The 20333-nt window shown below is 68.3% G+C and carries 16 protein-coding genes; 7 read left to right on the top strand and 9 right to left on the bottom strand.

Annotation, left to right across the window (positions count from 1 at the left end):
* The first annotated feature begins 113 nt into the window (after positions 1-113).
* From AC1DWT_RS19455 to AC1DWT_RS19425, 7 genes are all read left to right on the top strand, one after another.
* Positions 114-602, top strand: coding sequence for an N-acetyltransferase family protein (locus AC1DWT_RS19455; RefSeq protein WP_477921864.1), 489 nt, complete (start codon positions 114-116; stop codon positions 600-602).
* Positions 603-633: 31 nt separating this feature from the next.
* Entirely contained in the window at positions 634-1620 is a 987-nt protein-coding gene (locus AC1DWT_RS19450; protein WP_477921863.1) for an isopenicillin N synthase family dioxygenase, read from the top strand.
* A gap of 191 nt (positions 1621-1811) precedes the next feature.
* Positions 1812-3194 carry a dicarboxylate/amino acid:cation symporter gene (locus tag AC1DWT_RS19445; RefSeq protein ID WP_477921861.1) on the top strand — a complete coding sequence of 461 codons (1383 nt, stop codon included), beginning with the start codon at positions 1812-1814 and terminating at the stop codon, positions 3192-3194.
* Positions 3195-3236: 42 nt separating this feature from the next.
* The gene (locus AC1DWT_RS19440) at positions 3237-3632 is read left to right on the top strand and encodes a nitroreductase/quinone reductase family protein (RefSeq protein WP_072944054.1); all 396 of its coding nucleotides are present in this window, start codon (positions 3237-3239) and stop codon (positions 3630-3632) included.
* 407 nt (positions 3633-4039) lie between these two features.
* Positions 4040-9532, top strand: a complete 5493-nt coding sequence (locus AC1DWT_RS19435) for a glutamate synthase-related protein (RefSeq protein WP_477921858.1) — start codon at positions 4040-4042, stop codon at positions 9530-9532.
* Complete coding sequence (locus AC1DWT_RS19430) at positions 9529-11298, top strand: sulfite reductase subunit alpha (RefSeq protein ID WP_477921856.1); 1770 nt, start codon at positions 9529-9531, stop codon at positions 11296-11298. The genes AC1DWT_RS19435 and AC1DWT_RS19430 overlap by 4 nt, the downstream gene beginning before the upstream one ends.
* Positions 11299-11332: 34 nt before the next feature.
* A complete protein-coding gene (locus AC1DWT_RS19425; protein WP_072944048.1) occupies positions 11333-11782 on the top strand; it encodes a flavodoxin domain-containing protein in 450 nt (149 codons plus the stop codon).
* Between the two features lie 5 nt (positions 11783-11787).
* On the opposite strand, the gene AC1DWT_RS19420 is transcribed toward AC1DWT_RS19425, so the two are convergent.
* From AC1DWT_RS19420 to AC1DWT_RS19380, 9 genes are all read right to left on the bottom strand, one after another.
* Positions 11788-12651 (bottom strand): PaaX family transcriptional regulator, encoded by an 864-nt coding sequence (locus tag AC1DWT_RS19420; RefSeq protein ID WP_387492889.1) that lies wholly within the window; start codon positions 12649-12651, stop codon positions 11788-11790.
* Positions 12635-13870 (bottom strand): kynureninase, encoded by a 1236-nt coding sequence (locus AC1DWT_RS19415; protein WP_477921853.1) that lies wholly within the window; start codon positions 13868-13870, stop codon positions 12635-12637. The genes AC1DWT_RS19420 and AC1DWT_RS19415 overlap by 17 nt, the downstream gene beginning before the upstream one ends.
* Entirely contained in the window at positions 13867-14721 is an 855-nt protein-coding gene (locus tag AC1DWT_RS19410) for a tryptophan 2,3-dioxygenase (protein ID WP_072944043.1), read from the bottom strand. The genes AC1DWT_RS19415 and AC1DWT_RS19410 overlap by 4 nt, the downstream gene beginning before the upstream one ends.
* A 106-nt stretch (positions 14722-14827) precedes the next feature.
* Complete coding sequence (locus AC1DWT_RS19405) at positions 14828-15667, bottom strand: NmrA/HSCARG family protein (protein WP_095865889.1); 840 nt, start codon at positions 15665-15667, stop codon at positions 14828-14830.
* 55 nt (positions 15668-15722) lie between these two features.
* Positions 15723-16943 (bottom strand): MFS transporter, encoded by a 1221-nt coding sequence (locus AC1DWT_RS19400; RefSeq protein ID WP_072944039.1) that lies wholly within the window; start codon positions 16941-16943, stop codon positions 15723-15725.
* A gap of 38 nt (positions 16944-16981) precedes the next feature.
* Positions 16982-17935, bottom strand: coding sequence for an NADP-dependent oxidoreductase (locus tag AC1DWT_RS19395; protein ID WP_072944037.1), 954 nt, complete (start codon positions 17933-17935; stop codon positions 16982-16984).
* A gap of 53 nt (positions 17936-17988) precedes the next feature.
* Positions 17989-18399, bottom strand: a complete 411-nt coding sequence (locus AC1DWT_RS19390) for a cupin domain-containing protein (protein ID WP_095865890.1) — start codon at positions 18397-18399, stop codon at positions 17989-17991.
* A gap of 65 nt (positions 18400-18464) precedes the next feature.
* Positions 18465-19889, bottom strand: a complete 1425-nt coding sequence (gene pdxR, locus AC1DWT_RS19385) for a MocR-like pyridoxine biosynthesis transcription factor PdxR (RefSeq protein ID WP_477921886.1) — start codon at positions 19887-19889, stop codon at positions 18465-18467.
* Positions 19890-19980: 91 nt separating this feature from the next.
* Positions 19981-20333: helix-turn-helix transcriptional regulator (locus AC1DWT_RS19380; RefSeq protein WP_477921850.1), on the bottom strand; the 353-nt coding region annotated here is incomplete at its 5' end.

The following is a 20333-nucleotide window of genomic DNA, read 5'->3' as shown; positions in this document are numbered from 1 at the left end:
CACCCCACACCGGCCCGTCGAGCCGCTAAGCTGGCGCCATGTTCGCCCTCGTCCCTCCGGAACCAGATCCGCGATTGCGTTGTGCCACAGCACTTCATGGCAACACCTCCACGATGGAGGCGATCACGGTACGCCGGCTCGCCGCGGCCGACTGGGAGGCGGTGCTCCGGATCTACTCCGAGGGGATCGCGACGCGACGGGCCACGTTCGAGACGGTGACCCCGACCAGGTCGGATTTGGACACACGCTGGCTCGACGGGCACCGGTGGGTGGCCGAGGTGTCGGGGACGGTGGCCGGGTGGGCCGCCCTCTCCCCCATATCCTCGCGGCGGTGCTTCCGCGGGGTCGCCGAGAATTCTGTGTACACCGCCAGGGAGTTCCGCGGGGAAGGCGTCGGCACCGCACTGATGCGGCGGCTCCTCGACGAGGCCGACTTCGCGGGACTGTGGACGCTGCAGGCCTCGGTGCTGGCGGTCAACACCGGGTCGATCGCCCTGCACCACGCGGTCGGCTACCGGACGGTCGGGGTGCGGGAGCGACTCGCGCAGATCGACGGCACCTGGCACGACAGCGTCCTGCTCGAGCGCCGCCGGGACACCTGACACCGCGACCGCCCGGCGATACCGTGGAGGAATGCTCCCCGTCATCGACCTCGCCGAACTGGACACCCCGGCCGGGCGGGAACGGCTGCGGGAGATCACCCATCACGTCGGGTTCTTCTACCTCGACGGGCACGGCGTGGACCGGGCACTCCTCGACCGGGTGTTCACCGTCGCGCGGGAGTTCTTCGGCCTGACCGACGACGCCAAGCAGTCGATCGCGATGCTGAACAGTCCCCATTTCCGCGGCTACAACCGGGTGGGCGGCGAACTGACCAACGGTGAGACCGACTGGCGGGAACAGATCGACATCGGGCCCGAACGGCAGCCGATCCCCGGTGCCGCCGGCTACCTGCGGCTGCAGGGTCCCAATCAGTGGCCCGCGGATCTCCCCGACCTGGAGAAGACGATCGAGGCCCTCGACGCCGCGCTCGCCGACGTCGGGATGCGGCTGCTGCGGCACTGGGCCGCGTCACTCGACGCCGATCCGGCAATCTTCGACGACGCCTTCGCGCACGCCCCCGCCACACTGATCAAGGTCGTCCGCTATCCGGAACGCCCGAGCGCCGACCACACCGGCGAGCAGGGTGTCGGCGCCCACAAGGATTCGGGCGTACTGACGATGCTGCTCCTCGAACCCGGGTCGTCAGGACTCCAGGTGGAAACCGAGACCGGCGACTGGATCGACGCACCGGCCCGCGCCGGCTCGTTCGTCGTCAACATCGGCGAATTGCTCGAGGTCGCGACCGGCGGCTACTTGCGGGCCACCCGGCACCGGGTGCTCACCCCCGCCGGTGCGCCCGAGCGATTGTCGGTCCCGTACTTCCTCAATCCCGCTCTCGACGCCACGGTCCCGACCATCGAGCTGCCGCCGCACCTGGCCGAACGAGCCCGCGGCATCGAACTCGATCCGGCGAATCCGCTCTACCGCACGTACGGCGAGAACGCGTGGAAGAGCCGCACCCGCGCGCACCCCGACGTCTACGCGCGCTGGTATCCGGGCGAGGCGGAACCGGAGTAAGACGCCCGCCGCCACCGGGAGTATTGTTCCCGCAGTGTTGTTCCTGACCTCTCGGCGCTACGTCGACCTCCGCCTGCAGGCGAGCGCGATCTGTCCGCGCTCGCGCTGACGCACCTCTCCACTCAGGACTCTCTCCCGCCGTATCCGCCCCACCGGGCGACGTTCAACGGCCCCACGCGAAAGGCACACCCATGCCCAGTTCCGCGCTGTCCACGCGCGCCGAGACCACCTCTCGACGCCGTCTCCCCCAGTGGGCCACCTCGTTCGGCCCCCAGATTGTCACCGGTCTCGTTGTCGGCGTCATCCTCGGACTCGTCGCCCGCGCCATGCCCGTCGCCGCCGACGGCAACGAGAACTGGCTCGTCGGAACCGTCCACACCATCGGCTCCAGTTACGTGAAATTGCTTACCGTCGCGGTGATCCCGCTGGTGTTCACGGCCATCGTCAGCTCGATCGCCAACCTGCGTGAGGTGGCCAACGCCGCCCGCCTGGCCGTCCAGACACTGCTGTGGTTCGCGATCACCGCGTTCATCGCCGTGATCATCGGGATCGTCGTCGGGTCGATCACCCAGCCCGGAGCCCGCACCGGCGTCAGCGCCGCCACCGAAAAGGCGCCCGGCACCACCGGTTCGTGGTGGGCGTTCGTCACCGGACTGGTCCCCAGCAACTTTCTCGGACTGAACGCGAAGACCACCGTCGCCGAGGGCGCGGCCAGCACGTCGCTGAGCTTCAACGTGCTGCAACTGCTCGTCGTCGCGGCCGCGATCGGCATCGCCGCCCTGAAGGTCGGAGCGAAAGCCGAACCGTTCCTGCAGTTCAACGCATCGCTCCTCGCCATCGTGCAGAAGGTGCTGTGGTGGATCATCCGTCTCGCACCGATCGGGACCGCGGCACTGATCGCGAACGCCGTCGCCACGTACGGCTGGGACGCCATCGGCTCGCTCGGCTGGTTCACCGCCGCCGTGTACGCCGGCCTGGCCATCGTGTTCTTCGTCGTCTACCCCGTCCTGATCCGCGCGCACGGACTGTCGGTGCGCGCCTTCTACTCCGGCGTGTGGCCCGCAACACAACTCGGCTTCGTGTCGCGGTCGTCGATCGGCACCCTGCCCCTCACCGAGCGGGTCACCGAACGCAATCTCGGCGTCCCCCGCGAGTACGCGTCGTTCGCCGTGCCGCTCGGGTCGACCACCAAGATGGACGGCTGCGCCGCGATCTATCCCGCGATCGCAGCGATCTTCGTCGCCGAGTTCTACGGTATGCCTTTGTCGTTCACCGACTACCTCCTGATCATCGTCGTGTCGGTCATCGGTTCCGCCGCCACCGCGGGCACCACCGGAGCCACGGTCATGCTGACGCTCACGCTGTCGACGCTGGGGCTCCCCCTCGCCGGTGTCGGCCTGCTGCTCGCGGTCGAGCCGATCGTCGACATGGGCCGCACCGCGGTGAACGTCACCGGCCAGGCGCTCGTCCCCACCATCGTCGCCAAGCGGGAGGGCATCCTCGACGAAGCCCGCTACAACGCCGAGCGCACCGGCGACCCGTTCCAGGACGACGACACGGTCGTCGCGGCGTAGCGAACGCTCGACGAGAGCCTTCCCCCGTGGAAGGCTCTCGTCATGGCCGACCTCAGCGCGATCAAACGACGGATCGTCATGCAATTCCAGCGGCACGTCGCCAACCCGCTCACCGCGCGGCTGTCGAGCCAGACCCTCCTCGAGACCACCGGCCGGGTGAGCGGGCAGCCCCGCGTCACGCCCATCGGCGGCCGGCGCACGGGCACCGAGTTCTGGCTGGTGTCCGAGTTCGGGGAGAAGTCGAACTACATCCGCAACATCCGTGCGAACAATGCCGTTCGCCTGCGGTTCCACGGCCGGTGGCACACGGGCACGGCGACACTGCTGCCCGACGACGACACGAGGGCGCGGCTGGCCCAGCTGCCCCGGATGAACAGCACCGCCGTCCGCGCGGTCGGTACCGACCTCCTGACGGTCCGGATCGATCTCACCGACTGAGATCCGACCCTACACACGCCCACCGAATTGCCATCCGCGGACGCAATGGCGCCCGCGTCCGGCCACTCGCTGTGCATCTACGGACCAGTCAGTCCGAACGGCCGTTCGGGTATGCACGTTTTGCGGCCTGGCCAGGTGTGATGTTCGCAACTACGCGTTCGGCCTCCACGCGGGGCGCGGATTTGCTACCGCTCGTCGCGCTCGAATCGAGCAGCTTGCAGATCGGACTTAGCCTCCGCTAATCTGCGGTTTCGCGTGGACATGCCAAAGTCCGCATTTCAGACAACGACGTCTGCCTCACCGGCGCATCGGTACGGGGCCGGTTCTCTGCCGTGATCCTCTCGCCGACGCCACCCGTGCGCCCAGCACGGACCCCTATTCGGCGAGTATCGCGAGGAGACAGTCGGTTGAACACGAGTGCCACCGAGTCCGGCCTGTACGACAGGACGCTCGACAAGAGCAGCTGCGGCGTGGGCTTCATTACCCGCAAGGACGGCATTCAGACCCACGACGTCCTCCTCCGGGGCCACGAGGCCCTGTGTGCCGTTCCTCACCGCGGTGGCATGTCGGCGGAGGGTGTCGGCGACGGCGCCGGCGTGTGCGTCGACCTGTCGGTGCCATACTTCCGGGCCCTGACCGGTGACGGCGACCTCGAGGCGGGCCGCTTCGGGGTCGGCAACTTCTTCCTCCCCACCGACGTCGCGTTCCACGGCGACGCGGAGGCCGTCATCGAGCGGGCTCTCGCCGAGCAGGGGTTCCGGGTGCTGCTCGAGCGCGACGTGCCCGTCGACGCCACCGTGCTCCGGCCCGCCGCGATCCGGCACCAGCTGCCGATCCGGCAGTGGGTGTTCACCGCGCCCGACGCGTGCGCCGACGAGACCGAGTTCGACCGCCGCATCCACGACGCCCTCCTCGCGATCGAGGCCGTCGCGTACACCCAGCCTGATCTGGCCGGGCTGTACCCGCTGTCGCTCAGCGCCCGCACCCAGGTGCTCAAGGGCCGCCTCAACTCGAACGAGGTGATGCCCTACTTCCAGGACCTCGTCGACCCGGCGCACGCCATCCACACGCTGTACTTCCACACCCGGTTCTCCACCAACACCGACCCGCATCCGACGATGGCGCAGCCGTTCCGTCTGATGGCGCACAACGGTGAGCTCAACACGGACAAGAAGAACCGCCTGTCCGAGACGGCCCTGGCCCGCGCCCGCAACCGGGAAATCGTCCGTCCGCACGGTCAGTCCGACAGTTGTCGCCTCGACCAGACGCTGCAGAGCCGCGTCGTGGAGGACGGTCTCGACCTGGTGACCGCGGTCGTGTCGATGATGCCGCCGGCGTGGGAGAACGATTCCACGCTGTCACCCGAGGTGCGGGCGATGCTCGAGTACTTCTCGCTGTACGAGGAGAAGAACGACGGCCCGGCCGCGCTGATCTTCGGCGACGGCACCGTCGTCGGCGCCCGGCTCGACCGGCTCGGTCTGCGTCCGCTGCGTTCGGTGGAGACGGACGAGTACCTGTGCGTCACGTCGGAGGCCGGGCAGATCGACTTCGACCCCGCCACCGTGCTGCACCGTGGACGCATCGAGGCCGGCGGCATGCTGTACTTCGACCACCGCGTGGGCCGCGCATACTCCACCGACGAGGCACTCGAACTGCTCGCCGCCCGCAACGACTACCCGACGCTCGTCGCGGAAGCGCGCCGGACCATCGAGGCGCTGCCCGAGGTCGAGGCCGAGCCGGGTCCGTTGCGCTACAACGGCGACCTCGAGCGCACCCAGCGCTACGTCGCGTACTCGCACAACCAGGAAAGCTTCAAGTTCATGATGGACCCGATGCTCGCGTCGGGTCAGGAGAAGATCTCCGCGATGGGCTACGGCAACGCCATCAACGCGCTCTCCGATCAGGAGGGTGGTGTCGCCAAGTACTTCTCGCAGCGTTTCGCGCAGGTGACCAACCCGTCGCTGGACAGCATCCGTGAGGCCGACGGCATGACGCTGCGCGTCGCGCTGGGCGCCAAGCCGAACAGTGGCGCGCAGTCGGCCCCGCAGATCGTGGTGCCCTCGCCGATCCTCACCCACCTGGACATGCTGCGGATCCGCAAGCAGTCCGAGACGCCGGTGCAGCGATTCCCGATGCTGTACACCCCGGTGCACGGTGACCCGGCCGCCAACGCGGCGGCGCTCGAGGCCGCGGTCGACGGGCTCTGCGACGAGGTGGAGGCGTTCGCCCGCGAGCAGGGCGGCATCGCGATCCTCACCGACCGTCACGTGGCCACCGACCGCGCCGCGCTGCCGATGATCGTGGCGATCTCCGCGGTCAACCAGCGGCTGATCGAGGAGGGCCTGCGCCTGCGCGTGTCCGTCGTCGCCGAGAGCGGTCAGATCTCGTCCTCGCACCACGTCGCCGCCGCCCTCGGTTTCGGCGCCGCCGCGATCTACCCCCTCGCCGTCCGTCTGCGCGCCGAGGAGAAGTTCGCCGACGACGCCGACCAGGCGTTCAAGCGGTTCGCGAAGGCCGCCGAGAAGTCGCTGATGAAGACGATGGGCCGGGTCGGCCTGTGCACCGCCGAGAGTTACATCGGCGGCGAGTTCTTCGAACCGAACTACCTCGACACGGACGATCGGGTGCTGCGCCGCTACTTCGCGAACGTGAAGACGCCGGTCGGCGGTGTCGGGTTCGCCGTCATCGCGCAGGCCGTCGCGGACTGGCACCAGCGCGCGCTGTCGGTCACCGGGGAGAAGGACGTCCCGCTGCTCGGCCTGTTCAAGGAACGCGCGGAGGGCGCAGGCCACTCGTACGGCACGGCGGCCGTGCGCGGCTTCGTCGACCTCACCGAGGAACCGATCGCGTTCGACACGGCGGGCACGCAGGACCACACGGAATCGCTGCGGCTGCTGCCGCTGAACCGGCTCGAGGACGCATTCGGTCTCGACGACGACGCCTACCGCAACGCCGGATTCCAGAAGCTGACGCACGAGGCGATCGACCGCTTCGAGATCACCCCCGGCTACCGTGCGTTCGCGCGGACGATGGCCGACGAGCGGACCCGTCGTCCCGCAGCGTTGCGCGACGTCCTGGATCTGCCCGCCGACGTCACGTTCCTCACCACGGCGGCGGAGTTCCGCAAGCAGATGGGCCGCTTCTCCCGCAAGGGCAACAACAGCTTCGCGGTGCGCGGACTCGCCTCCGAGGCCGTCGGCGAGGACGAGTTCCGGCTCCGGCTCACCGGACCGCACGCGGGCGAGGCCACCGCGCTCGCGGCGCTCGGCGAATCGCTGGTCATGCGGTTCGGCGACGACCTCCGCGAGCACCGCGTCGACGGCGACGCCCTCGTGGTGCGCACGTCCGGCGAGGCGCTGCGATGTCTGTCGCTGCTGCGCACCGCTCCGGCGAGCCTGCCGATCGACCGGGTGCAGAAGGCCAGCGAGATCACCCCGTTCCTCACGTCCGGCGCCATGAGCCACGGCGCGCTGAACTCCAACGCGCACGAGGCCGTCGCGCACGGCACCAACATGGTCGGCGGCATGTCGAACAGCGGTGAGGGCGGCGAGCACATCTCCCGTTACGGCACCATCCGCGGTTCCCGGATCAAGCAGTTCGCGTCGGGCCGCTTCGGTGTGTGGGCGGGGTACCTCGCCGACCCGATGCTCGAGGAACTCGAGATCAAGATCGCGCAGGGCGCCAAGCCCGGCGAGGGCGGGCAGCTGCCCGCGCCCAAGGTCACGGTCGAGATCGCGGCCGCGCGCGGCGGCACTCCCGGCGTCGAACTCGTCTCTCCCCCACCGCATCACGACACGTACTCGATCGAGGACCTCGCGCAGCTGATCCACGACTGCAAGGCGGCGCGGGTCCGCGTCATCGTCAAGCTCGTGTCCTCGGAGGGCATCGGCACTATCGCGGTGGGTGTCGCGAAGGCCGGCGCCGACGTCATCAACGTTGCCGGCAACACCGGTGGCACCGGCGCCGCCGCGGTGACGAGCCTCAAGTACGCCGGACGTTCGGCGGAGATCGGCGTCGCCGAGGTCCATCAGGCGTTGTGCGCCAACGGTTTGCGGCAGAAGGTGCTGCTCCGCTGTTCCGGCGCGCACCAGACGGCGAGCGACGTCGTGAAGTCGGCGCTGCTCGGCGCGGACAGCTTCGAGTTCGGCACCACCGCCCTGATGATGCTCAAGTGCGTCATGGCCAAGAACTGCAACATCAAGTGCCCGGCCGGCCTGACCACCAATCCCGAGCTGTTCGACGGTGACCCGCGGGCGATGGCGCAGTACCTGCTCAACATCGCGCACGAGACCCGTGAGGTGCTGGCGGAGCTGGGCATGTCCTCGCTGCGAGAGGCCCGGGGACGCTCGGATCTGCTGCAGCTGCTGGACCACCCGTCCAGCGTCGGCCAGCTCGACCTGCGCGCGATGCTCGCCGTGGTCGACGAGGTCACCATCGGCGATCCGGTGTACCTGGAGAAGGACTACACGCTCGACGACGGCTGGCTCGTGCAGCTGCGTGCCGCGCTGATCGAGCAGGGCGAGGCCACCGTCGAGCTCGGCGACGGCGTGCACCTGAGCAACCGCAACAAGAGCGTCGGCGCCCAGCTGGCGGTCGACATCGAGCGGATGCTCAATCACGAGCTCACCGAGGTCGCGCTGCCCGCGGTGCTCCGCGACGAACGCGGCCGCGGCTACCTGCGCGACGGCAGCGTCCGGATCGCCACGTCCGGGTCCGCGGGCCTGTCGTACGGCGCGTTCTGCAACGACGGCATGGCCCTGGTCCACACCGGCACCGCCAACGACGGCGTCGGCAAGGGCGCGAACGGCGGCAGCATCGTCGTCCGCTCCCCCGGTGGCGGTTCGGACCGCCACGGCGGCAACGTGCTGATCGGCAACTTCGCACTGTTCGGCGCCACCGGTGGCCGCACGTTCGTCGAGGGCCAGGCGGGTGACCGCTTCGCCGTGCGCAATTCGGGTGCCACCGCGGTCGTCGAGGGTGTCGGCGACTTCGCCTGCGAGTACATGACCAACGGCGCCGTCCTCAACCTCGGCGGCTTCGGCAAGGGCGTCGGCAACGGCATGAGCGGTGGCTTCGTCTACCAGTACGACCCCGAGAACAAGTTGCCCGGCAAGGCCAGCGCCGACTCGATCCTGCTCGGTTCGATCACCGGCGACGACGAGCACGCCGCGCTGCACCGCCAGGCCGTGCACGTGCTGCTCGGGTGGCACCTCGAGGCCACCGGCTCCGCCAAGGCGGCGTGGCTGCTGGCGAACTGGGAGACCGAGCAGCGCCACTTCGTGTACGGCATGCCGCGTGCGCTGCTGCAGTACCAGGACAGCGACGAGATCCTGAAGGCCAAGCCCCGCAAGGATCTGGCCGACGAACTCGCCGCCGCACTGGTCGGGCACCAGGTGCGCAAGTTCAAGCTGGACTACCGGGACGGTCACGCCGTGCTGGACGGCGCCGTGCCCGGCTACGGCGAGGCCGACACCGAGGCGATGTTCGCACTGCTGAACAACTACACCGTGCTGAACGCGGCGCAGGAGATGGCGCTGTCCAAGCTGCCCGGTGTCACGGATCCGTCCGACCCGTCCGTCGACAAGGCCGTCCGCAACCTGCTGCTCACCGAGGACTTCTTCCTCATGCAGCGGTTGCAGCGGTACGCACGGGAAGCGTTGAAGGACTACAGCGACGAGGATCTGGCCGTGATGGTGGCGGCCAAGCGGCTCGCCGATTACAAGGATGCGCTGCGCCGCCGCAACGTCCGGTCCATCGACGCCCCCGGCACGTACGGCTGGATCCTGCACCAGGATGCGAAGAACGTCGACAAGATCGGCCGGCTGCCCGGTTTCGAGGAGCTGTTCGCGCAGCACGCCCTCCCCGATCTGATCCCCACGAGAGACGTGGTGCCCTCATGAAATTGCCCTACATCCCCCAGGACGCCCCGTTCAGCGAGGACCAGCGCGTCTGGCTCACCGGCTTCCTCGCCGGAATGAGCTCGCGTCTGGTCGCCGGCGGCTCCGACGCGCCCGCCGCGGCGGCCGGTGGGCAGCTGCCCGCCATGCACGTGCTGTACGGCAGCCAGACCGGGAACGCCGAGGGTGTCGCGGAAGATGCTGCGGCCGCGGCGCGTTCGCACGGCTTCGCGCCGGTCGTGAGCGCCCTCGACGACGTCGACACGGACGCACTCGCCGCGATGCAGCGCGTCCTCGTCGTCACCTCCACCTACGGTGAGGGCGAGATGCCCGACAACGCCGAACTGTTCTGGCAGGCGCTGGCCGCCGAGACCGCACCGCGGCTCGAGACCACCGACTTCGCGGTCCTCGCGCTCGGCGACACCGGGTACGACGGATACTGCCAGGCGGGCAAGATGATCGACACCAGGCTCGAGCAGCTCGGGGCCCACCGTGTGACGCCGCGCGTCGACTGCGACGTCGACTACGAGGACGCCGCCGCCGCGTGGGTCGCCGACACGCTGCCGCTGTTCGCGGCCGTCGAGGGCATTCGCGGCGAGTCCGCCGTCGCCGACGTCGCCGAGTCGGTGACGAAACCGGCCCGCACACGGTCGCAGTGGAACCGCAAGAACCCCTACAATTCCACGCTGTCCGTGAACCGGCGGCTGTCGAGCGACACGTCCGCGAAGGAGATCCGCCACTACGAGTTCGCGCTCGCCGACAGCGGTCTCGACTACGAGGCCGGTGACGCGCTCGGTGTGATGCCGATCAACGATCCCGCCCTCGTCGACGCCCTCGTCGCACGGCTGGGCATCCCGGCCGATGCCGCCGTCACCGGCAAGGAGCGGCCGTTCAGCGACCTACTGCTACACGGGTACGAGATCTCCACGCCGAGCCACGAATTCATCGACGAGATCGAGAAGCGGGCGGGCGACGAGGAGCTGAGTCACGTGCTGCGGCACGGCGACAAGGAAGCCCTCGACGCGTGGTTGTGGGGCAAGGACGTGCTCGACCTGCTGCTCCTCGAACCGTCGGTGACGCTGACGGCGGACGAGTTCGTCGGACTGCTGAAGCCGTTGCAGCACCGGGCGTACTCCATCTCCTCCAGCCCGCTGGCCAACCCGGGCAGCGTGCACCTGACCGTCGCCAGCGTCCGCCACAGCTCGGCCGGACGCGACCGCGGCGGCGTGTGCTCCACCTTCCTCGCCGATCGGATCGCCGAGGGCGGCAACGGCGGGATCTTCGTGTCGAAGAACAAGTCGTTCCGGGTCCCCGCGGACGACGACGCACCGATGATCATGGTCGGCCCGGGCACCGGCATCGCGCCGTTCCGCGCGTTCCTGCAGGAGCGGCAGGCGCGGGGCGCGTCGGGACGCAACTGGCTGTTCTTCGGCGACCAGCACCGCGCGTCGGACTACATCTACGAGGAGGAGATCGCCGCGATGAGCGACAGCGGTCTGCTCACCCGCCTCGACCTCGCCTTCTCCCGCGACCAGGCGGAGAAGATCTACGTGCAGAACCGGATGGTCGAGAACGGCGCCGAGCTGTTCGCCTGGCTCGAGGACGGCGGCCACTTCTACGTGTGCGGYGACGCCACCCGCATGGCGAAGGACGTCGACCGGGCACTGCACGAGGTCATCGCCACCCATGGCACCCTTTCCACCGAGCAGGCCGCCGACTACGTGACCAAGCTCAAGAAGGAAAAGCGCTACCTGCGCGACGTGTACTGACCACGTCGGCAGCAACTCACGAGGAGCAAGAACAATGGCAGTGGTGATTCTGTACGGCAGCGAGGGCGGAACCTCCGAACTGGTGGCCGACAACATCGCCGACGTGCTCGGCGACTACGGCGACACGTCCCTGTACGACATGATGGAATTCGATGCGGGCGATCTCGACCCCGAGAACTTCCACGTCATCGTGTGCTCCACGTACGGTGAGGGCGAGCTGCCCACCGGCGCGGAACCCTTCTTCGAAGGGCTCGAGGAGGACGAACCCGACCTCACCGGCATGCAGTTCGCGCTGTTCGGTCTCGGCGACAAGGTGTACGAGGAGACGTACAACCGCGGCGGCGAGATCATGGCCGAGAAGCTGATCTCCCTCGGCGCGGTCCAGGTCGGCGAACACGGCAGGCACGACGGCTCCAGCTCCGTCCGCCCGAAGGATCAGGCCGAGGAGTGGGCCAAGAACATCGGCGAGGAATTCCTGGGCTGACACCCTCAGACCGGGAGTCGCGACTGCACGCTCCGCACCCAGTCGCGGCTCCCGGCGAGGTAGCGGTCCCGCGCCGACACGAACAGGTGAACGCTGTCGGCGCCGGGCCAGTCCGCGGGCAGCATTGCGCCCGGCAGGCCCGGGTCGATGTACGGGATGATGCGCCATTCGTCGAGCAGCGGCACGAAGCGGACGAACGCGTCGCGCGGCGACACCTCGTCCGGCGCTGAGAGCGCGACCCGGTGGTGGTCCAGGAAATCGCGGTGCCGCGCGGCGATGCCACCCAGATCCCACCACCGGGCCGCCGCGTCCCCCATCGAATCGGGGACGAACACCGACGTGGACACGAACGTGGTCACGTACTCGGACAGGCCCAGCGCGTCGACGATGTCCCCGACCTCGGTTGCGAGGTGTTCGGGGGCGATCCACAGTCCCGGCGACACGGTTCCGCACCCGATCCAGCCGAGCCGTCTGCGCAACTGGTGCCGCGCCGCCCGTTGCGATTCGGGGATGGTGAACGAGATCAGCCGCCACGGATCGGTGTCCGCCATCTGACGGAAACCGAAGATCCGCGGATCGCCGCGGGTGAACATCGACTCGGCCTGCTCGGTCACCTCGTACCCGCTGCGGCCGTCGCGGGCGCGCGGTCGGAGCACCCCCTTCTTCTTCAGCCGGGCCACCGCGATCCGCGTCGACTCGGGCGGGATACCGACCGCCTGCATCACTTCCACGAAATCGGCGATCGCCACCCACCCGCCGACGTCGCGCACGTACGCACCGAGCACGGTTCGGATCAGCGACGTGGCGCTGCCGGGTCGCGAATCGAAGTCGTCGAGGATCGCGCTCGCCGGTTCAGTCGGCGAGTTCATCACGGATCGCGAGTATCCCGGTGCACACCTCGCCGAAGCTCGTGCTCAGTGGGCTCAGGCCGAGACGCAACCCCTGCGGGGCACGGAAATCGGGGATGACGCCCTTCGTCCACAGTCGCTGAACGACGGCCTCGAACCGCGGGTGGTCGATGATGACGTGACCACCCCGCTCGGCGGAATCCTCCGGCGATCCGATCTCCACGCCCAGCGGAATCAGCACCTCGCGCACGAGGTCGAGTGCGTACTCGGTCAGGGCGATCGACTTGGCCCGCACGGCGTCCATCCCGACGTCGTCGAAAAGCGCGAGGGTGTCCTGGAGTGCGATCATGCCGAGGACCGACGGCGTTCCGCTGATCACGCGCCGGATGCCCGGCGCCGGCTCGTAGCCCTGCGCCATCGCGAACGGGTCGTCGCGCCCCATCCAGCCCCAGATCGGCTGCACGAAGTCCTGCTGATGGTCGGCCCGGACGTACGCGAACGCCGGTGAGCCGGGTCCGCCGTTCAAGTACTTGTACGTGCACCCGACCGCCAGGTCGACCTCCCACGCGTCGAGTTCGAGGGGAACCGACCCGACGGAGTGACACAGGTCGAGCAGCAGGAGCCCGCCCGCTTCGTGCACCACCCGGGCGGCCCCGGCCGCATCCACCAGGTAACCCGAGCGGTACGCGACGTGGCTGAGAACGACGAGCGCGGTGTGTTCGGACACCACCGACTGCAGGTCGTCGACGGTGACGCCGCCCCGGGTATCCGATTCGATCCACCGGAGCGTGAGCCCGAGTTCCCCGGCGACGGATTCGAGCACGTACCGGTCCGTCGGAAAGTTGTCGCGGTCCACGACGATCTCGGTGCGACCCGGCCGCAACGCGAGCCCACCCCGCGCGAGTTTGTACAGCAGGACCGTCGTCGAGTCGCCGATGGTGGTCTGACCGGCGGCCGCGCCCAGCGACACCCGCGCGAGGGTGTCACCGATCGTGATCGGCAGGTCGTACCACTCCTCGTCCCACCCGCGGATCAGCCGGCCGCCCCACGACTGCGTGACGAACGCGGTGATGCGCTCGGCGCTTGCCTTGGTGGGCCTGCCGAGCGAGTTCCCGTCGAGGTAGGCCGGCACCGAGGGATCGTCGGCTCCGATGAACAGGTCGCGGTACGCGCGCAGCGGGTCCGCGGCGTCGAGTTCCCCGGCCCGGGCCGCCAGCACATCCGTCGACGTGGTCATCATCGCCCGATCTCGGTGCGCACGGCCAGCAGTTCCGGGAAGAACGTCAGTTCGAGGGCCTTCTGCAGGAACCCGACACCGCTGGATCCTCCCGTTCCGGACTTCATCCCGATGGTCCGCAGCACCGTGCGCATGTGGCGGAAGCGCCACAGCTGAAAGTTCTCCTCGAGGTCGACGAACTCCTCGAACGCCTCGTAGACGGCCCAGTGCTCCTCGGAGTTCTCGTACACGAACTTGATCAGCGGCATCAGGTCGTCGTTCAGGCTGTAGGCGGCGGTCACGTCGCGGTGCAGCGCGGACGCCGGCACGTCGTACCCGAGCCGCGACAGGCACTGCCAGAACGCGTCGTACAGACTCGGCTCACGGAGCAGCCGGTCGAGCAGTTCGTGGGCGGCGGGATCGGCCTCGAACACCTTCAGCATTCCGGCGTTCTTGTTGCCGAGCACGAACTCGACGGCGCGGTACTGATAGGACTGGAACCCGGACGAATTGCCGAGGAACTGCCGGAACTCGGAGTACTCGGTGGGCGTCAGCGTGGCCAGCACCGACCACTGCTCGGTCAGCGTCTTCTGGATGTGCTTGACGCGCGCCACGCACTTGAGCGCCCTGCCGATGTCGTCCGCATCGAACGCGTCCCGGGCCGCGAGGGTTTCGTGCAGGACGAGCTTCAGCCAGAGTTCGGTGGTCTGGTGCTGGATGATGAACAGCAGTTCGTCGTGATGCTCGGGCCTGCTCACCGGTTTCTGCGCGCTCAGCAGGGTGTCGAGGTCCAGGTACGAGCCGTAACTCATCCGCTCGCTGAAATCGGTGACGATCTCTTTCTCGATGGCTCTGGTGTTGGCCTGCACGCCCATGGCCGTCCTCACTGCTGGTGTTCGAGTACCGGGCTCCGACCTCCATATTACATAATCGTGGCGACCGCCACAGTCGTCGAATACGCGCCGATGCTCGCCGCGGACCTCAGGCCAACTCGGCCGCCCAATCGGCGAAGCTCTGCCAGCCCACCTCGGGGTAGAGCCGGCGCAGTTCGCCGATGTTCGCGTCGTACCCCGTGTCGGTGAGGAAGCGGAACATCGCGCGCATGTCCGGCGATGCGATGGCGTCCGCGTCGGACGAATGCGCATGTACCTGTGTGCCCAGCACCTCACCGAGCACCTCGGCCATTCGACGTGGCGTCGGATCATCCGAAGCCAGGTCGACTCTCGTCCCGGCAAATCGGTCCGGATCGTCGAACACGAGGGCGACGAACCGACCGAGGTCTCGGCGCGACAACTGCTGCAGCGGGGTATCGACGGGCAGAGGCAGGTCGAGCCGGCCGTGGCGGATGCCGTCGAGGCCGCCGAGCAGGTTGTCGTAGAAGTAGGTCGGCCCGACGATCGTGTACGAGACCGATGATTCTCGCAGCAACGCCTCGGTCACGGCCTTCGTCTCGAAATGTGGCACCCCGGTGCTCTTGTCCGCGTCGGCCACCGAAGAGAACACCACGTGGGGAACACCGGAATCACCGAACGCGTCGACGAGCGCGGCGCCCTGAGCGATCTCCGCCTCCGGGCCGTCTTCGAAAGGCGTTGTCATGGCGAACACGCCCGCACACCCGTCGACCGCAGACGCGATCGCCGCCCGGTCGGTGATGTCAGCCACGGCGATGTCGACGCCTCGCAGGCGCAACGCCTCTGAGCGAGAGGAGCTTCGACGGACGAGCGCTCGGACCTCACGCCCTCGCTCGAGCAGCGCGTCGACGACAGCGCCTCCTTGACCACCCGTCGCTCCGACGACTGCGTACGGCTCACTCATGGGCACAACCTCTCCTTCTCGACCGCGCCAGCGTACTCGCAGGCCCTGCCCGCCCCTCGGACTACTCGACCATGTGGGACACCGCGACCGTGGAGTTCGCGGCAGCGGTGCGCTGGGGTTGAGCGACGAGGATCAGCACCAGGGACAGGACCAGTCCTGCGACGCTGACCGCGATGAGCGTGCCGTACCCTCCGGCGCTTTCGACGAGGCGTCCACCCATCAACGGGCCGAGTGCGAATCCGCCGCCGATCGCGAGGTTGGCCAGGTTCACCAGCTGCCCGGACCGATCCAACCCGGAGAGGGTGGCCATGAGATAAGGCAGGATGAAGGTCCAGGTGAACTTGAAGAGCAACGCGGCCAGAGTGAATCGGAGAACCCCGGGTATTCCCGCCAGCAGAGCGACCGACAGGGTCATCGCGAGGTAGCCCACGAGGAGATTGATTCGGGTGCTCGGGCGTGCACCCAGAACGGTGGCCCCGACCGATCCTGCGATGCCGAGCACGGTGGCGATCGACAGGATCACGCTCGAGGTTTCGTTGTCGATCATCGACGCGCCCGCGATGCCACCGAGGAACGTCCAGATGCCGCTGAGGCTGACGTAGAAGGCAAGCAGCGCAATCAGGCCCAGGGTCGCACGGAGAGCGTAGTTGGGTGTGGGGACCGAGTCTTCGGCGCCGGCGCGGCCCGCGAAAATGTTGCGTTGCGGCAGGAAGCGGACGAGTGGGAGGACGACCATCATGAGAACGGCGAGAACCCAATATGCGATGCCGATCCCGAAAGTGTCGAAGAACTTCGGGAGTACGGCCAGTCCGATCGCACCGAAGCAGAGTTGCCCCATCAGCCACAGGCCGTAGACACGGTTGCGGTCCCTGGTCTGGGCTGCGAGTGACATGCACAGGACCATCAGCGATCCGCCCGCAAGGGAGGTCAGGAATCGAACCGCAACAAGAGTCCCATAGTCGCCGATGTAGGCCGAGCCGATATTGCCGATGATGAAGATCGTCCCGAAGATCGTGGACATCGTGCGGAGGTTGTACTTCTTCATCCACCACAGCGCGGGAATCGACGCGATACTCATCGCACCGAGCTCCGCAGCGAACAGATCACCCGTCTGCGACGGACTCAGTGCGAGCTGCAGTTGCAGTTGGCTTGCCGCGGCGGGCGCCATGAGAAGGAGCATGGCGACAACGGCCGAAAACAGGACGATGACGGCTACGCGTCCTGTGGAGTTGGGGTCGGTGCTGTCGAATGGGACGCGTCGACCGTCGAGGTACTGGGGCATCGAATGTTCCTTCGTGAAAGGGGGAAGGCGGATAGCCGTCAATGTCCTTCTGCCCGTGATCCGGTGCACCCCAGATCATCTGCCGCTATCCGGATGACCGGCTTGCCCGCACCGTGCTGGGAATCGAAGGCAGCGACAGCTTCGGAGAGAGGCCGCACGCTTGTTGCAGGTGGCCGCAGACGACCGTCACGGACCCGGCGCTCGAGGCGGACCAGGCACTCACGATCGGATTCGACGACGAAGAATATCGCCCGTCCCTGCTCGGGCATCACCCGAGGGGGCTCCGCGATGGTGACGAGGACACCACCGGGACGCACCAGTTTCGCTGAACGGTCGAGTGTTTCGCCGCCGATGACATCGAGTACCACGTCGACCTCGTCGAGATCTTCGAGCCGGTGCCGATCAAGATCCACGAAAGCGTGGGCGCCGAGACCGAGAACCGTGTCACCGTGCCGAGCACGACCGGTGCCGATGACCCGGGCGCCCGCCTCGAGCGCCAGTTGCACTGCCATCGAACCGACCGCGCCGGCCGCACCATGGATCAGTACGGTCTGACCCGCGGCGAGTCGCCCGTGATCGAACAGCGCCTGCCACGCGGTGAGCCCGGAGATCGGCAGGGCGGCGGCCACGGTGTGATCGACTCCGCTAGACAGCGGCGCCAGGTTTCGGGCCTCGACCGCGACGTACTCCGCGAGCGTACCGTTACGGGTCCAGTCGGCGACCCCGAACACGCGCTGACCGATTGTCAGACCGGTCGTGCCATAACCCAATTCAGCGACGACTCCGGAGACTTCGTGTCCGGGAATGGATGGTGCCCGGTCGCGCCCCGCACGGTCGGACCAGGTGCCGGGCCAGTCGAGCTCACCGGGTGTGAAGCTCGCGGCGTGAACGCGGACGATGACGTCGTTCTCTGCCGCATGAGGGTACGGAACTTCCGCCACCGACAGTCCACTGACACCGGATTTGTGGTCGGACGCGATGACCGCTTGCATGAAAACCTCACTTCGTTTCGTTTCGATTGCGCGACGTGTCGTCGCGGCGGTGCTCAGCCCTGGTGCTGACGTGCGCTGGGGTGGCGCAGATAGTCGCGGGCAATGATCTCTTCCGGTTCGAGCATGGTGATCATGTCCACGTCGGGAGCGCAGATGCACACGGCGACGAACCGGCTCCAGGCCTGTGGATCGGGATTGGAGACCTGGTAGTGCACGACGTCACCGCCGGGTTCCCAGAATGCCTCGCCCGCAACGATTACCCTGGGTTCTTCGCCTTCCAATTCGAAGAAGATGCTGCCCTCCAGTACGTAGCCGAACACCGGTCCGGAGTGGCGATGCGGCGAGAGTCCAGGATCGGCCGGTGGGAGTTCGACCAGTTGTGTCATCGCGTGCGAACCCTCGGGAATCGCGGGCGGGGTGGCGCAGAGCAGATCGGTGACCTTGACGTTTCCGGCATTCAGCATGCTCTGAGGCTAGTACGGTAGCGAGCCGCCGCATGGGCCACTTGCACACCGAATTCGGGGTCCACTCACGGGAGTTGCCGAACCAATGCCTCCACGGCGGCAGGCCATGCGCTCTGCGCCGGCGCGGCGAAGCCGACGACCAGACCGTCGCGGTCGACGTCGACTTCGGGATGGCGGTAGAGCGCGAGGCCCTCGACAGCGAGATTCCGCCACGCCGGTTCTTGCGCGGCGGCGCTCTCGTTGCCGCCGGCCAGGTGCAGCAGCACGTGCAGGCCCGCAGGCAGACCGGTCACGCGATTGGCAGGCGACGACCGGCCGACCGCTCCGACGAGTTGCTCCCGCCGGCGGCGGTACTGCGCGCGCATCGCGCGAATGTGCTTGTCGTAGGACCCGGTTCGGATGAACTCGGCCATCGCCAGCTGGTCCACGAAGCCGCAAGTGGCCTCGGTCTCGCCCTTCTGGCGTGCCACCGTCTCGACGAGCCGGTCGGGAAGGACCAGCCAGCCGAGCCGAAGGCCCGGGGCAAGGGACTTGCTCGCGGTGCCCATGTACACCACCCGTTCCGGGTCGACACCCTGAAGCGCGCCGACGGGGCTGCGGTCATAGCGGAATTCCCCGTCGTAGTCGTCCTCGATGATCACACCGCCGGTTCTGCGTGCCCAGTCGACGACGGCCGCGCGCCGGTCGGAGCGCAGCGGTACGCCGGTCGGGAACTGGTGTGACGGGGTGAGCAGCACGCCGCCCACCTCCTGCATGCCGTCGAGCGCGGCGACGTCGGCGCCACCGGCGTCGACGGCCAGCGGCGGACAGTGCAACCCTGCCGTGCGCAGTGCTTCGCGGTGCGTCGGCAACCCGTAGGACTCGACCGCCAGGGAGGCAACCCCGGCACCGGCCAGCGCGCGGGCCAGCAGCGTCAGCCCCTCGGCGGCACCGCAGCAGACGATGATGTTGTCGGGCCCGCAGACGACGCCGCGGGCCCGCGCGAGGTACTCGGCAAGCGCCAGGCGCAGTTCGGGGCGGCCGTACGGGTCCGCGTAACCGAACGCCTCGGACGGGACCGTGTGGAGCGCCTGCTTGACGGCGCGGCTCCACTGCCCGCGCGGGAACGACGACAGGTCGGGCTGGCCCGGTCGCAGATCGTGGTCCGGGCGGCGCGCCGGCAGCCTCCGCACGCGAAACCCTTCGGCCCGCACGGCCCCCGCGGAACGGCGGGACACCGTCGTGCCGGAGCCGTGTTGTGACGTCAGCCAACCTTCCTCTACGAGTTCCGAGTACGCCCGCGCTACCGTGTTCCGCGCGATGCCCAGGTCCGCGGCGAACGCGCGACTCGACGGCAGCCGAGTGCCCGGGGGAAGCCGGCCCGAACGGATGGCGTCACGCAGAGCGTCCATCACGCTGCCGCGGACCCGGCCGGCGGGCCGCTCGAGGTGCAGATCCAACCCGGCCCTCGGGGCCGGTGGTGAATCGGTGTCCGTGGTGTCGGCGGACACCCCTTCGTCGGCGCTCAGCACATCCTCCAGTTGGCGGGAAGACCTGACCAGGAGCTTACGCCGGTGCGGGCATCGCGCCGCGGATGAAGGGTCAATGCAACAACGACGAGGGTGGCACACCGTAGCGCTGCCGAAACGCGGCGGCGAACCGGCCGTAATGAGTGAACCCCCATTTCAGCGCAACGTCGGTCACCGAACGGGCCGAGCCCGAGGCGAGTTCGGCCCGGACGCCGGCAAGGCGGATCTCGGTCAGGCATTCGCGGGGAGTCTTGCCGAGGTAGATGCGAAAGCCCTCCTGCAGACGCCGTACGCTGACCCCGGCTACGTCGGCCATGTCCGCTGCGGTCCACAACCGGTCGGGCTCGGCGTTGATGGCATCGATCACGCGAGTGACGATCCGAGGTCGGTCAGCGTGGCGAGCGGCGGGCTCGACCGGGACGGCAG

Source organism: Rhodococcus sp. P4_B6 (assembly GCF_056402215.1).
Note: the sequence above shows the minus strand (reverse complement) of the source record. Positions and strands in the feature narration are given on the sequence as shown.

Coding starts and splice junctions, on each gene's coding strand:
- AC1DWT_RS19455 (WP_477921864.1), top strand. CDS start 114: ATGGAGGCGATCACGGTACGCCGGCTCGCCGCGGCCGACTGGGAGGCG.
- AC1DWT_RS19450 (WP_477921863.1), top strand. CDS start 634: ATGCTCCCCGTCATCGACCTCGCCGAACTGGACACCCCGGCCGGGCGG.
- AC1DWT_RS19445 (WP_477921861.1), top strand. CDS start 1,812: ATGCCCAGTTCCGCGCTGTCCACGCGCGCCGAGACCACCTCTCGACGC.
- AC1DWT_RS19440 (WP_072944054.1), top strand. CDS start 3,237: ATGGCCGACCTCAGCGCGATCAAACGACGGATCGTCATGCAATTCCAG.
- AC1DWT_RS19425 (WP_072944048.1), top strand. CDS start 11,333: ATGGCAGTGGTGATTCTGTACGGCAGCGAGGGCGGAACCTCCGAACTG.
- AC1DWT_RS19420 (WP_387492889.1), bottom strand. CDS start 12,651: ATGAACTCGCCGACTGAACCGGCGAGCGCGATCCTCGACGACTTCGAT.
- AC1DWT_RS19415 (WP_477921853.1), bottom strand. CDS start 13,870: ATGATGACCACGTCGACGGATGTGCTGGCGGCCCGGGCCGGGGAACTC.
- AC1DWT_RS19410 (WP_072944043.1), bottom strand. CDS start 14,721: ATGGGCGTGCAGGCCAACACCAGAGCCATCGAGAAAGAGATCGTCACC.
- AC1DWT_RS19400 (WP_072944039.1), bottom strand. CDS start 16,943: ATGCCCCAGTACCTCGACGGTCGACGCGTCCCATTCGACAGCACCGAC.
- AC1DWT_RS19395 (WP_072944037.1), bottom strand. CDS start 17,935: ATGCAAGCGGTCATCGCGTCCGACCACAAATCCGGTGTCAGTGGACTG.
- AC1DWT_RS19390 (WP_095865890.1), bottom strand. CDS start 18,399: ATGCTGAATGCCGGAAACGTCAAGGTCACCGATCTGCTCTGCGCCACC.